Annotated in this window: 11 protein-coding genes; 6 read left to right on the forward strand and 5 right to left on the reverse strand. The window is 68.0% G+C overall.

The window, feature by feature from the left end; all coding sequences use genetic code 11:
* The first annotated feature begins 408 nt into the window (after nucleotides 1-408).
* The 6 genes from BBJ41_RS06585 (at nucleotide 409) to BBJ41_RS06610 (ending at nucleotide 7654) form a co-directional block, all read left to right on the forward strand.
* Nucleotides 409-3558: an Rne/Rng family ribonuclease gene (locus tag BBJ41_RS06585; protein ID WP_069745839.1), complete on the forward strand. Its 3150-nt coding sequence runs from the start codon at nucleotides 409-411 to the stop codon at nucleotides 3556-3558.
* 131 nt (nucleotides 3559-3689) lie between these two features.
* Nucleotides 3690-4802 carry a GTP 3',8-cyclase MoaA gene (gene moaA, locus BBJ41_RS06590; protein ID WP_069745840.1) on the forward strand — a complete coding sequence of 371 codons (1113 nt, stop codon included), beginning with the start codon at nucleotides 3690-3692 and terminating at the stop codon, nucleotides 4800-4802.
* A 28-nt stretch (nucleotides 4803-4830) separates the two neighbouring features.
* Nucleotides 4831-5448, forward strand: coding sequence for a molybdenum cofactor guanylyltransferase MobA (gene mobA / locus BBJ41_RS06595; protein WP_069745841.1), 618 nt, complete (start codon nucleotides 4831-4833; stop codon nucleotides 5446-5448).
* A 111-nt stretch (nucleotides 5449-5559) separates the two neighbouring features.
* Nucleotides 5560-6858: a molybdopterin molybdotransferase MoeA gene (gene moeA / locus BBJ41_RS06600; protein WP_069745842.1), complete on the forward strand. Its 1299-nt coding sequence runs from the start codon at nucleotides 5560-5562 to the stop codon at nucleotides 6856-6858.
* Nucleotides 6859-6896: 38 nt separating this feature from the next.
* A complete protein-coding gene (locus BBJ41_RS06605) occupies nucleotides 6897-7172 on the forward strand; it encodes a hypothetical protein (protein WP_006476519.1) in 276 nt (91 codons plus the stop codon).
* Entirely contained in the window at nucleotides 7169-7654 is a 486-nt protein-coding gene (locus tag BBJ41_RS06610) for a GNAT family N-acetyltransferase (protein WP_069745843.1), read from the forward strand. The genes BBJ41_RS06605 and BBJ41_RS06610 overlap by 4 nt, the downstream gene beginning before the upstream one ends.
* A 76-nt stretch (nucleotides 7655-7730) precedes the next feature.
* On the opposite strand, the gene BBJ41_RS06615 is transcribed toward BBJ41_RS06610, so the two are convergent.
* The 5 genes from BBJ41_RS06615 to pncB all read right to left on the reverse strand — a co-directional run bounded on the left by BBJ41_RS06615 (nucleotide 7731) and on the right by pncB (nucleotide 13701).
* Nucleotides 7731-9209 (reverse strand): DNA recombination protein RmuC, encoded by a 1479-nt coding sequence (locus tag BBJ41_RS06615; protein WP_069745844.1) that lies wholly within the window; start codon nucleotides 9207-9209, stop codon nucleotides 7731-7733.
* A complete protein-coding gene (locus BBJ41_RS06620; protein WP_069747612.1) occupies nucleotides 9206-10195 on the reverse strand; it encodes a 2-hydroxyacid dehydrogenase in 990 nt (329 codons plus the stop codon). The genes BBJ41_RS06615 and BBJ41_RS06620 overlap by 4 nt, the downstream gene beginning before the upstream one ends.
* A gap of 81 nt (nucleotides 10196-10276) precedes the next feature.
* On the reverse strand, nucleotides 10277-11707 hold the full coding sequence (locus tag BBJ41_RS06625; RefSeq protein ID WP_069745845.1) for a sodium:proton antiporter: 1431 nt from the start codon (nucleotides 11705-11707) through the stop codon (nucleotides 10277-10279).
* A gap of 43 nt (nucleotides 11708-11750) precedes the next feature.
* Entirely contained in the window at nucleotides 11751-12413 is a 663-nt protein-coding gene (locus tag BBJ41_RS06630; RefSeq protein WP_069745846.1) for a LutC/YkgG family protein, read from the reverse strand.
* 88 nt (nucleotides 12414-12501) lie between these two features.
* A complete protein-coding gene (pncB, locus tag BBJ41_RS06635) occupies nucleotides 12502-13701 on the reverse strand; it encodes a nicotinate phosphoribosyltransferase (protein WP_069745847.1) in 1200 nt (399 codons plus the stop codon).
* Nucleotides 13702-13929: the final 228 nt, after the last annotated feature.

The raw sequence follows: 13929 nt of genomic DNA on the forward strand, positions 1-13929 counted from the left end.
CCCCGCGAAGCGTGCGGGGCTTGGCGACGTCAAACCAGGGAAGTACACCCCAAGCGGGAAAGTCGGGCTGGATTCGATACTCCCCGCTGCGGCCCAAGCCGCAGCATCTGCCGCCCGTCGGCGCGCGCGACGCATTGCGCGCGCCCGTGGCAATGCCCGGACTCAGGCTTAGCGCGCTTTTTTGCAGCGTGCGGTGTGTGAACGCCGTGCTTTGAAGCCGTATTCGCAGGTGCCCTATGGCCGCCGGCCCCGTCTATCGGGCCCAAGCGCCTCTTCAGGCAATTCTCCCCGCCATCGTTCCCGCTCCAGCGTGCTCGTGACAACACAACAAGGTGCGGCCTGCCGTCGTTCCCGCTCTCGCGACTGACAACCGCGAGGCGCCGGCTGCGGAGTCGCCTGGAGTCGTTCATGAAACGCATGCTGTTCAATGCGACGCAGCAGGAGGAGCTGCGCGTCGCCATCGTCGATGGGCAAAAGCTCATCGACATCGACATCGAGACAGCCGGGCGCGAACAGCGCAAAGGCAATATCTACAAAGGTGTCATCACCCGCATCGAGCCGTCGCTCGAAGCGTGTTTCGTCAACTACGGCGAAGATCGCCACGGTTTCCTGCCGTTCAAGGAAGTTGCCCGCCAGTACTTCAAGGAAGGCATCGACATGCGCTCCGCGCGCATCCAGGATGCGCTGCGCGAAGGCCAGGAACTGATCGTCCAGGTCGAGAAGGAAGAACGTGGCAACAAGGGCGCCGCCCTCACCACCTTCATCTCGCTCGCCGGCCGCTACCTGGTGCTGATGCCGAACAATCCGCGCGGCGGCGGTGTGTCGCGCCGGATCGAAGGCGACGAGCGCCAGGAACTGCGCGAGACGATGGCGCAACTGCAGATTCCCGACGGCATGAGCATGATCGCCCGTACCGCGGGCATCGGCCGCAGCGCCGAGGAACTGCAGTGGGACCTGAACTATCTGCTGCAACTGTGGCGCGCGATCGAAGCGGCTTCGCAAAGCGGCAACGCCGGCCAGCCGATGCTGATCTATCTGGAATCGAGCCTCGTGATCCGCGCGATCCGGGACTATTTCCAGCCCGATATCGGCGAAATCCTGATCGACACGACCGAGATCCACGATCAGGCCCGTGCGTTCATGGACATCGTGATGCCGGACAACGTGTCGAAGGTGAAGCGCTACCACGACGACGTGCCGCTCTTCTCCCGCTTCCAGATCGAACATCAGATCGAAACGGCGTACTCGCGCACGGTGCCGCTGCCGTCCGGCGGCGCGATCGTGATCGACCACACCGAAGCGCTCGTCGCGATCGACGTGAACTCGGCGCGCGCGACCAAGGGCGCGGACATCGAGGAAACGGCAACCCGCACGAACCTCGAAGCGGCCGACGAAGTCGCCCGCCAGCTGCGCCTGCGCGACCTCGGCGGCCTGATCGTGATCGATTTCATCGACATGGAATCGGCAAAGAGCCAGCGCGAAGTCGAGCAGCGCCTGAAAGACGCGCTCAAGCATGACCGCGCACGCGTGCAGATGGGCAAGATCTCCCGCTTCGGCCTGATGGAGCTGTCGCGCCAGCGCCTGCGTCCGGCGCTGTCGGAAGGCAGCCACGTGACCTGCCCGCGCTGTAACGGCACCGGCCACATCCGCGATACCGAATCGTCCGCGCTGCAGGTCCTGCGGATCATTCAGGAAGAAGCGATGAAGGAAAACACCGCGGCGATCCACTGCCAGGTGCCGGTCGAGGTGACCGCCTTCCTGCTTAACGAAAAGCGTCAGGAAATCAACAAGATCGAGTCGCGCTTCAAGGTCGGCATCGTGCTGATCCCAAACAAGCACCTCGATACGCCGCACTACAAGCTCGAGCGACTGCGCCACGACGACGCACGCCTCGACGATCCGCGCGCCTCCTGGAAGATGGCCGAGGAAGCCGCACGCGAACTCGAGTCGGAAACCGGCTACAGCAAGCGCACCGCCGACGTGAAGCCGAAGCAGGAAGCCGCGGTCAAGGGCATCACGCCCGAGCGTCCGGCTCCGAGCGCGGCCCCGCAGCGCCCGGTCGAACCCGTTCCGGCCCCGGCACCTGTCGCCGCGGCAAGCGGCGGTTTCATCGGCTGGCTGAAGGGCCTGTTCGGCGTGTCGTCGGCTCCGGCGCCCGCACCGGTTGCTCCGGCACCGGCGAAGGAACAGGCAGCCCGCCCGGCTCGTGAACGTACCGAGAAGACCGAGCAGCGCGGCGGCGATCGCAACCGCAACCGTCGCGGCGGCGCCCAGCAGGCGCAAGGCGGCCGCGACCAGGCCGCGGCAGGCCGTGGCCAGCCGCAACGCCTGGAACGCGAAGGCAAGGAAGCGCGCGAACCGCGTGAAGGCCGCGAGCCGCGCGAGGGTCGTGAACCGCGTGAAGGTCGCGAGACCCGTGAAGGCCGTGAAAATCGCGAAGGTCGCGAGGGCCGTGGCCAGCGCGAAGGTCGCGAACCGCGTGAGCCGCGTGAAAGCCGTGAGCCGCGCGAACCGCGCGAGAACCGCGAACCGCGCGAACGTGCCGAGCAGCCGGAAGCCGTTGACGCGGCCGGCCGTGGCGAGCGCCAGGAACGCGGCGAGCGTCGCGAACGCCGCAAGCCGACCCAGCATGCGGCCACGCTCGAGACCGTCACCCGTGGCGAAAACCATCCGGAATCGGAAGCCGACAAGGTTGTCGCGGAAGCGCTGCCCGGCGCCGACCTGGCAGCCGATGCGGAAGCTGTCGCGCGTGACGGCGAGGAACGCCGCCGCCGCCGTCGCGGCCGCCGCGGCGGTCGTCGCGAACGCGAGGAAGACGGCGCAGTCGTCGACCAGGCCGAGCAAGGCACGGATGACGTGAGCGCAGCACAAACCGCGGCGCCGGAAGCACCGGCCGCTGTCGAACCGGCCCACACGGCCGCATCGGCAGTCGTCGCGGCCGTGGCCACGGTGAGCGCCGTCGTCGTCGAAGCTGCGGTCGAGCAGCATGCCGAACCGGTTGCACCGGCCGCGGTCGAGCCGCAACCGGCACCGGTACACGTCGAAGCGGCTCCGGCTGCTCCGGTCGAACCGGCCGTTGCCGTCCAGGCAGCGGAACCGGCACCGGTCGCACCGGCCGTCGACACGGAAGCCGGCCCGGCTCCGGTCGCCGTTTCGCCGACCGACGCGTTCGAAGTGCCGCAAGTGCCGGCCGCTGTCGAGGCGCCGCAGTCCGCGCCCGTCGAGCAAGCCGCACCGGCGGTGGTGACCGAAGCCGCTCCGGTGGCTGTCGAACCCGTGCACGTCGAACCGGCGCACATCGAACCGGCACCGGTCGCGGCCGTCGCCGCGCCGGCTCCCGCTCCCGCGCAACCGGCAGCCGCGCCCGCTTCGGCGAGCCTGGATGTCGTGCTGGAGCAGGCTGGTCTCGTCTGGGTGAACACGGACGCCGGCAAGTTCGCCGCTGCGCAGGAAGCCGCGTCGCAACTCCCGCGTCCGGCTCGCGTGCCGCGCGAACGCAAGGTGCTGCCGCCGGCCGATACGGCCCCGATGCAGCAGGTCGAAACGACGCACCACTAACCGGCGCGTCGCCCGACCAGGAAAAGCCCGCCTCCGGCGGGCTTTTTCATGTCCGCGCTGCGGGTTTCCGCCCACCGGCCCTACCGGCCGCTTGCGGCTAAAATACAGGTCTGGCTCGCACTTCTTTCAACATGTCCCGACGCATCATTCCTCTCGCCGACGTCAGCGGGATGCCGGACGTCTCCGGCGTCGCGCATGCCCCTGACGGCACACTGGCCGACACGTTCGCCAGGCCGCTGCGCGACCTGCGCATTTCGGTGACGGATCGCTGCAACTTCCGCTGCGTGTACTGCATGCCGCGCGCGGTCTTCGACAAGGACTATCCGTTCCTGCCACACAGCGCGCTGCTCACGCACGAGGAAATCGAACGCGTGGCGCGGCTCTTTGTCGCACACGGCGTCGAGAAGATCCGCATCACGGGCGGCGAACCGCTGCTGCGCAAGAATCTCGAATTCCTGATCGAGCGCCTCGCGCGCCTGACGACACACAACGGCCGCCCGCTCGACCTGACGCTGACGACCAACGGCTCGCTGCTCGCGCGCAAGGCGCGCGCACTGAAGGACGCCGGACTCACGCGCGTGACGGTCAGCCTCGACGCGCTCGACGATGCGCTGTTCAAGCGCATGAACGATGCCGAGTTCGCGAGCGCCGACGTGCTCGACGGCATCTTCGCCGCGCAGGCCGCGGGCCTCGCGCCCGTCAAGGTCAACATGGTCGTGAAGCGCGGCACCAACGACAGCGAGATCCTGCCGATGGCCGAGCGCTTCCGCGGCACCGGCGTGATCCTGCGCTTCATCGAATACATGGACGTCGGCACGTCGAACGGCTGGAACATGACCGAGGTGCTGCCGTCGGCGGACGTCGTCGCGCGAATCGCCGAGCATTTCCCGCTCGTGCCGCTCGAGCCGCACACGGCGGCCGAGACCGCGCAGCGCTGGGGCTATGCGGACGGCAGCGGCGAAATCGGCGTGATCTCGAGCGTCACGCAGGCCTTCTGTGGCGACTGCACGCGCGCGCGGCTGTCGACCGAAGGCAAGCTGTACCTGTGCCTGTTCGCGTCGACGGGCCACGACCTGCGCGCACTCGTGCGCGGCGGCGCGAGCGACGCCGAGATCGCGACCGCTATCGCCCGCATCTGGCAGGCCCGCACCGACCGCTATTCGCAACTGCGCGGCAACGCACCGGCCGAATCCGCGCCCGACGGCACGGGCAAGCGCGTCGAAATGTCGTATATCGGCGGCTGACGCGCGCCGCCCCGTTCACCCTCGCACGATGCCCGCTTCCGCCTCCCCCTCGATCGCCGGCCTGCTGCTCGCAGGCGGGCGCGCCACGCGCATGGACGGCGTCGACAAGGGCCTGCAACTGCTCGACGGCACGCCGCTCGCGCTGCATGTGCTGCACCGGCTCTCGCCACAGGTCGACGAGACGCTGATCAGCGCGAATCGCCACGCCGACCGCTATGCCGAACTCGGCGCGCCGTTCGACGCGCGTATCGTGGCCGACGAAACGCCCGATTTCCCCGGCCCGCTCGCGGGCCTGCTCGCCGGCATGCGGGCGGCACGCGCGCCGCTCGTCGCGTGTTCGCCGTGCGATACACCCTATTTGCCCGCCGACCTCGTCGCGCGGCTGCATGCGGCGCTCGACGCGCAACAGGCCGACATCGCGATGGCGGTGACCATCGACGCCGAAAGCACACGCTCGCCGCAGCCTACTTTCGCGTTACTGCGCACGGCGCTGGCCGACGATCTCGCCGCCCGGCTCGCGGCCGGCGACCGCAAGGTCCGTGCGTGGTACGCACGCCACAAGACGGTCGAAGTCGAGTTTCGCGACGAGCGTGCGTTTTACAATGCCAACTCCTGGCAGGAACTCGCCGCGCTGGCCCGCCGCTGACGGCGCCCGCGCCGTTCCCGCCCGGCGCCCACCGCACGCGAAACCCGCGCCCAGGCACCCCCTCGCGCCACCGGCCACGAACCCGATACGCCTTGCGGCGCAGTCCGACTGATGATCACGCAATCCTCGCCCGCTCCCCGAACCGCACCCGATTCCGATGCTCCGCTGTCGCTCGCCGACGCGCAGGCGCTCGCGTGCCGCTTCGCGGTGCCCGTCGATGCATGTGACACGGTGACGCTGCGCGACGCGCTCGACCGCGTGCTCGCGGCCGACGTGAGCCCGCCGTTCGACATCCCCGCGTACGACAACTCGGCGATGGACGGTTATGCGTTCGACGGCGGCGCCGGTGCTCACGCGTCGCCGCAGGGTGACGTTGCGATGACGGTCATCGGCACCGCGTTCGCGGGCCATCCGTTCGACGGCACGGTAGCGGCCGGTTCGTGCGTGCGCATCATGACGGGCGCGCCGATGCCGGCCGGATGCGACACGGTGATTCCGCAGGAACACGTGCGCGTGGACGGCGACACGATCCGCTTCGCCGCACACGACGTCGTGCGCGGCGCGAACTGCCGCAAGGCCGGCGAGGATCTCGCGCGCGGCGCCTGCGCGCTCGCCGCGGGCCGCATCCTGCGGCCGTCCGATCTCGGCCTGCTCGCGTCGTTCGGCATGACCGACGTCACGGTGCGCCGGCGCGTGCGCGTCGCCGTGTTCTCGACCGGCGACGAATTGTGCGAGCCCGGCGAACCGCTCGGCCGCGGCGCACTGTACGACAGCAATCGCGGAATGCTGATCGCGATGCTCGAAAGGCTGCATGTCGACGCGATCGATCTTGGCATCGTCCGCGACGACCCGGCCGCGCTCGAAGCCGCATTGCGCGACGCCGTCGCCGCGCAGGCCGACGCGGTGATCACGTCGGGTGGCGTATCGGTCGGCGAAGCCGACTTCACGCGCGACGTGATGGCACGGCTCGGCGACGTGACGTTCGCGAGCCTCGCGCTGCGGCCCGGCCGGCCGCTTGCGTGCGGCACGCTCGCACGCGCGGCCGACGGCGCCGGTCACGCGCTGTTCTTCGGGCTGCCCGGCAATCCGGTCGCGTCCGCCGTAACGTTCTACGCGATCGTGCGTCCCGCGTTGCTGACGCTCGCCGGCGCACAGGCGCTGCCGACGGCGATGTACACGGCAATCAGCACGCATGCGCTGAAAACGCGTCCGGGCCGCACCGAATACCTGCGCGGCATCGCGACGCGCGCCGCCGACGGCCGCTGGCACGTCGCGCCGGCCGGTTCGCAGAGCTCCGCATCGCTGAGCGGCCTCGCGGCCGCCAATTGTTTCATCGTCCTGGGTCACGATACCGCGGCGGTCGACGCGGGCACCCCGGTCGACATCCTGCCGCTCGACGGCCTGATCTGAATTCCACTATCGGCATATCTCTACGGGGCAATCCACACATGAAGAAACAAATCTCGTCGATCGCCGCGGGGCAGACCGCGAAAGCGTTGATCCTCGTCTACCTGACGTTCAGCGTACCGATCGTGCTGCTCGGCATTCTCGTCGCGTACATCCGCTACGGCATGGTCGAACTGAGCACGATCCTGAGCGCGCTGCTGTTGAACGCGATCCTCGGCTTCGTGCTGCTGTGGATCGCGTGCCACGCGTACAACTGGGTCGCGTCGCGCTTCGGCGGCATCGAGATCGTGCTGTCCGATCCGCCGGAGGAAGCGTGAGCGACACGCCGTTGATCCGCTCGGCCGAAGCGCGCGACGTCGGCGCGATCCTCGCGCTGATGCGCGAGCTGGCCGAATTCGAGAAGCTCACGCACCTGTTCGTCGCGAGCGAAGCGGATCTCGCCGACGCGCTGTTCGGTGAACGGCCCGCTGCCGAAGCGCTCGTCGCCGAACGCGACGGCGCAATCGTTGCGTATGCGCTGTTCTTCCACAACTATTCGACGTTCCTCGGCCGTCGCGGCCTCTATCTCGAGGATCTGTACGTGCAGCCGTCGCAGCGCGGCACCGGCCTGGGCACCGCGATGCTGCGCCACCTCGCGGCACGGGCCGTCGAGCGCGGTTGCGCGCGCTTCGAATGGACGGTGCTCGACTGGAACCAGCCCGCGATCGATTTTTACGAGAAGATGGGCGCGACCGTGCTGCCCGAATGGCGCATTGTTCGCGTGACGGACGACGCGCTGGACGCGCTCGCCGGACAGTAAGCGCAAGTCGATCGCTGCAAAAGAAAACGGGCGCCAAGGCGCCCGCTTTCTTTTCTGCCGGTTTCAACGACGCGCGTCACGCGTCGTCCGCATCGGCGCCGTCGTTACCTTCCGCCCCGAGCAGCCCGGCCGCCGTATCGCCCGGCAGCGCCTCGACCTGCTTCAGCTTGCGGCTCATCACGCGCGTACGCTGCTCGGCGGACTCGATCGAGCGTGTGACCGTTTCGAGCTGCGCCTTCGTACGCGCGAGCACGTCGCCGAACTTGCCGAACTCCGTTTTGACTGCGCCGAGCACCTGCCACACCTCGCTCGACCGCTGTTCGATCGCAAGCGTGCGGAACCCCATCTGCAGGCTGTTCAGCAGCGCGGTGAGCGTCGTCGGCCCGGCGACCGTCACGCGATAGTCGCGCTGCAGCAAGTCGGTCAGCCCCGGGCGGCGCAGGATCTCCGCGTAGAGCCCCTCGGTCGGCAGGAACAGCAGCGCGAAATCGGTCGTGTGCGGCGGCGACACGTACTTCTCGGCGATCGTGCGCGCCTCCAGCCGAACGCGCGCTTCGAGCGCGCGGGCCGCCTCCTCGACCGCCGCCGCGTCGGCGCGCTCCTGCGCGTCGATCAGCCGTTCGTAATCCTCGCGCGGGAATTTCGCGTCGATCGGCAACCACACGGGCAGCGCGTCGCGCGTGCCGGCATCGCGGCCCGGCAGCCGGATCGCGAACTCGACGCGCTCGGTACTTTTCGGCACCGTCGCGACGTTCTTCGCGTACTGGTCGGGCGTCAGCATCTGTTCGAGCAGTGCCTCGAGCTGCACTTCACCCCAGGTGCCGCGCGTCTTCACGTTCGTCAGCACCTTCTTCAGATCGCCGACGCCCGCCGCCAGCGTCTGCATCTCGCCGAGCCCGCGATGGACCTGTTCGAGCCGGTCCGACACGAGCTTGAACGATTCGCCGAGCCGCTGCTCGAGCGTCGCGTGCAGTTTCTCGTCGACCGTGCGGCGCATCTCCTCGAGCTTCGCCGCGTTGTTGGTCTCGATTTCCTTCAGCCGCTGTTCGAGCGTCGCACGCACCTCGCCGATCCGGCGATCGTTCGCCTCGGTCAGTTGCGTAAGCTGCCGGTTCAAGGTGTCGCCGAACAGCCTGAGCGCGCCCGTCTGCTCCTCGCGCGCCTGCTGCGCCTGGCGCTGCACACTCTCGCGCATCGCATCGAACTGCTGCGCATTGCCGGCGACGAGCTTGCCGAGCTGCTGCGCGAACCCCTCGATCTGGTTGTTCTGCACGGTCGCCACGCTCGTCAGTTGCGCGGCGAGCGTCTGCTGAAGCTGCGTGAAGCTGCCGGCCAGCTCGGTACGCGACCCGCGCGCGTTCTCGACGATCTCGCCGCGCAGTTCGCGCTCGAGCCGCTCGACCGCGCGCGCCTGCGCATGCGCGGCGTCCTCGATCTGGTCGCCGAGCACCGCCGCATCGTCGTGGCGGCCTCCGCCACGCACGATCGCGACGATCGCCACCGCGAGCGCGACGGCCAGTACGACGACCGCCGCAAGCAACAACGTCATCGTCATGCGCGCGGCTTCCCGATCACGTCAGGATTGATCGGATTCGGCGGCTGCCCTGCGCGCGGCCCCTCGCCCAACGCGGCGATCAGGTTGTCGGCAGCGAGGTTCGCCATCGCGCGGCGCGTCTTTTCGGTCGCGCTCGCGATATGCGGCGTCAGCACCACGTTTGGCACCTCGAGCAGCGCCGGATGCACGGTCGGCTCGCCTTCGTATACGTCGAGGCCGGCCGCGGCGATCGTCCCGTCGCGCAGCGCAACGGCCAGCGCCGCATCATCGACGATCCCCCCGCGCGCGATGTTGGTCAGCGTCGCGGTGGGCTTCATCTTCGCGAGTTCGGCCGCGCCGATCGTGTGATGGTTCTCCTTCGTGTACGGCAGCACGAGCACGACATGATCGGCGCGCGCGAGCAGCGCATCCTTCGACACGTATTCGGCATTCAGATCGGCCTCGATCTCGGACGCGACCCGCGACCGGTTGTGATAGATCACCTGCATCCCGAAGCCGCGCGCACGACGCGCGAGCGCCTGACCGATACGGCCCATCCCGATGACGCCGAGCGTCGAGCCATAGATGTCGGAGCCGAGGAACCCGTCGTACGCCCACTTCTGCCAGTGCCCGGCACGCAGCCAGTGCTCGGATTCGGCAATCCGGCGCGCGGCGGCCATCATCAGCGCCCAGCCGAAATCGGCGGTCGACTCGTTCAGCACGTCGGGCGTGTTGGTACCCAGCACGTTCGCCGCGTTGAACGCGGCCATGTCGAAGTTGTTGTAGCCGACCGCCATGTTCGCCACGACACGCAAACGCGGCGCGGCCGCGAGCGCCGCCGCGCCGACCGGGTCGCCCGCCGTCAGCGCGCCGTCCTTGTCGGCCAGACGCGCGGCGAGCGCGTCGGCGGTCAGTGCGTCGCCATTGTTCCAATCGACTTCGAAATACTGCTTGAGCCGTTCGATCACGTCCGGAAAGATCGGACGCGCGACCAGAATCTTCTGCATCGCCATCTCCGCATGCAGCAGGCCCGTCGCGGCGCGCCGTGCGCCGCCGCGATCGCCCGCGCGAGGTTGAAAAACGTCAGCTTACGCCGGGAAGAATATCCACGACGTCAGCAGGAACACGGGTATCAGGATCACGAGCGCCCAGCCGAGATACGCGAAGAAGCTCGGCATCTTCACGCCGCGCGATTCGGCGATCGCCTTCACCATGAAGTTCGGCGCGTTACCGATATAGCTGTTCGCACCCATGAACACCGCACCCGCGGAAATCGCGGCGAGCGTCGACGCGCCCGTGGTCATCAGCGACTGCGCATCGCCGCCCGCGAGGTTGAAGAACACGAGATAGGTCGGCGCGTTGTCGAGGAACGACGACAGCAGGCCCGTCGCCCAGAAATACATCGCGTCGATCGGCTTGCCGTCCGGGCCCGTGACGAGATGGACGATCTGCGCGAACGAACCGTCCGCGCCCGCGCGCAGGATCACGATCACCGGCGCGATCGTCACGAAGATTCCCGCGAACAGCTTCGCGACCTCCTCGATCGGCGCCCAGTTGAACGCGTTGCCTTCACGCGCGGAACGCGGCGTCAGCGCAAGCGACGCGAGCGTGACGACCACGAGCGCGACGTCGCGCGCGAGATTCTGCAGCGCGACGTGCGTGCCCCAGACGTCGAACGTGATACCCGGCTTCCAGATGCCGCTCATCAGCACGAGCGCGACGACGACCGCGAGCAGCACGAAGTTGATCTTGCCGTCGATCGACAGCACCGCGCCGTCCGGCGTCGGGTCGAGCGCGGCCGGCCGCTCCTCGCCGCCCTTCCGGTAGAAGTACGTATCGAGCGCGAAGAACAGCGCCAGCAGCACGACGCAGATGAACAGCATCGGCAGTGCGAGATGCGTGGTCGTCCAGAAGAAGCTCACGCCATTCAGGAAGCCGAGGAACAGCGGCGGATCGCCGAGCGGCGACAGCGAACCACCCGCGTTCGCGACGAGGAAGATGAAGAAGATCACGACATGCACGACATGCTTGCGATTGTCGTTGGCGCGCAGCAGCGGCCGGATCAGCAGCATCGCGGCGCCCGTCGTGCCCATCACGCTCGCGAGCAGCGTGCCGAGCGCGAGGATCGAGGTATTGAGCTTCGGCGATCCGTGCAGGTTGCCGTTCACGCAGATGCCGCCCGCCACCGTATAGAGCGCGGTGAGCAGCACGATGAACGGAATGTATTCCTCGAGCAGCGCGTGCACGAGCGTGCCGAACGCGGTGCCCGCGCCGAACGCGAACGCGAACGGGATCAGGAACACGACCGCCCACCCGGCCGCGATCTTGCCGAAGTGGTGATGCCAGAACACCGGAGCGACGAGCGGGAACAGTGCGATGGACAGCAGGATCCCGGCAAACGGGATACCCCAGAGGGCAGACAGCGTGGCACCGTCGAGCGTTGCGGCCGATGCAAGCGCGGGAGCGGCGCCAAGCGCGACTCCCGACGCCATGCCCGCCCAGGCGGCATGTCGTTTCATGCAGAACTTCCTTGTTCGAGTGGTAGTGGATACGGCGGGCGCGTCATGCGCCCCGTACGACGATCACGTGCACGCGGTACGGGCCGTGCGCGCCCAATACGATGGTTTGCTCGATGTCGCCCGTGCGCGACGGGCCCGACACGAAATTGACCGCGCGCGGCAATTCGCCACGCTCCGCGCGGATTAGCGCGAACGCGTCTTCATGACCGGCGACGATCCGCGAGGCGGGCACGATTGCGATGTGCGTCTCCGGCAACAGGCCGGCCGACGCGTAGGTGTCGGGGCCGGACAGCAGCACCAGCGAACCCGTTTCGGCCGTCGCGCAAAAGCAGCCCGTGAGGCCGACGAGATCGCCGTCGCGCGGCTTGCGGCATTCGACCGACAGGCCTGCGCCTGCCCAGTCGAGATCGGCCAGCGTGCGCCAGGCGACGGCCTGCGCGGGCAGGCCATGAGCGGAAAGATAGCGGGCGGCGGCGGCCGGTGCATCGGCGAGCGTCGCGACTTCGTCGACGGTCGTCGACAGGCGCGCCGCTTCGTCGACGAATGCGGCGACGAGATCGGCCGGCGCCGGCGGGCGCGGGCCCTGCGGATGACGCGCGAGATAGTCGGCGACGCCGTCGCGCTCCGCTGCATCGGGTTCGGCCGCGCGCCCCTGCGCCGCGCGAATGCGCGCGAGGATCTGGCGACGGGCAGCGGAAGTGTCCATGAACGGTCCTCGTGACGTTGGCGGGCGATACCGTCGGATTATACCGGCCGCCCTCGCCACGACGCAGCTTTGGCCGTTCGGCCGACGCTCACTTCGACGCGTTTTCCTCGACCGGCTGCGCGATGCCGAACACCTGGCGCAAGTACGCGAGATACGCCTTGTCGTCGCACATGCTCTTGCCCGGCGAATCCGACAGCTTCGCGACCGGCTGGCCGTTGCAGCGGACCATCTTGATCACGATCTGCAGCGGCACGTAGCCGAGATCGTTGGTGAGGTTCGTGCCGACGCCGAACGCGAGCTTGCAGCGGCCGCGGAATCGTTCGTACAGCTGCATGACCTTCGGGATGTCGAGCGCGTCCGAGAACACGAGCACCTTGGTGCGCGGGTCGCAGCGGTTCGCCTCGTAATGGCGCAGCATCCGCTCGCCCCATTCGAACGGATCGCCCGAATCGTGGCGCGCGCCGTCGAACAACTTGCAGAAGTACATGTCGAAGTCGTTCAGGAACGCGTCCATCCCGTAGACGTCCGACAGCGCGATCCCGAGGTCGCCGCGGTATTCCTTCGCCCACATCTCGAAGCCGTAGATCTGCGAGTCGCGCAGCCGCGGGCCGAGCGCCTGGCACGCCTGCAGGTACTCGTGAGCCATCGTGCCGAGCGGCGTGATGTCGTGCTTCATTGCGTACAGCACGTTGCTCGTGCCCGCGAACTGCGGGCCGAGGCCGTCGCGCAGCGTGAGCGCGACTTCCTCGTGCCAGACCTTCGAGAAGCGCCGTCGCGTGCCGTAGTCGGCGATCTTGCAGTCGGCGAACTCGGGTTTCGCGCCGAGTAGCGCGATCTTCTCGCGCAGCCGTTCGCGGCCTTCGCGATAGTCGGGCTCGCGCTGCGTGTTGCGGAAATAGACTTCGTTGACGATCGCGAGCACCGGGATCTCGAACAGGATCGTGTGCAGCCACGGCCCCTTGATCTCGATGTCGATCTCGCCGCTGCCCTTCGGCGACGGGGTGATCGAAATGTACTTCTCGTTCAGGTGGAACAGCGCGAGGAAGTCGACGAAATCGCTCTTGATGAAGCGCATCCGCCGCAGGTAGTCGAGCTCGACGTCGGAAAAGCGCAGCGCGCACAGGCCGCGCACCTCGTCGCGAATCTCGTCGATGTACGGCACGAGATCGACGCCGGGCGTGCGGCACTTGAAACGGTATTCGGCGTTTGCGGCCGGGAAATGATGCAGGACGACCTGCATCATCGTGAATTTGTAGAGATCCGTGTCGAGCAGCGAAGTGATGATCATATGATTACGGCACCGCCAATATCGTGACAGGGCCCCGGCGCACCGCGCGCCGCCCGGTCTGTCGGCCATGTTACCCGAATGCGTGCCCGACCATCGCGAAACCGCGCACCGCCCTGCTCCCGTCGCGCCCTCGGCTGCCCCCATAAACTAATCACGAAACGATATAAGCCGGATAGCCGACCACGCCATGCGGGTTTTGCGCTTCAGTTACAATGCCGCTTTTGGCGC

Origin of the sequence: Burkholderia stabilis (assembly GCF_001742165.1) — a bacterium.
Lineage (GTDB): Bacteria > Pseudomonadota > Gammaproteobacteria > Burkholderiales > Burkholderiaceae > Burkholderia > Burkholderia stabilis.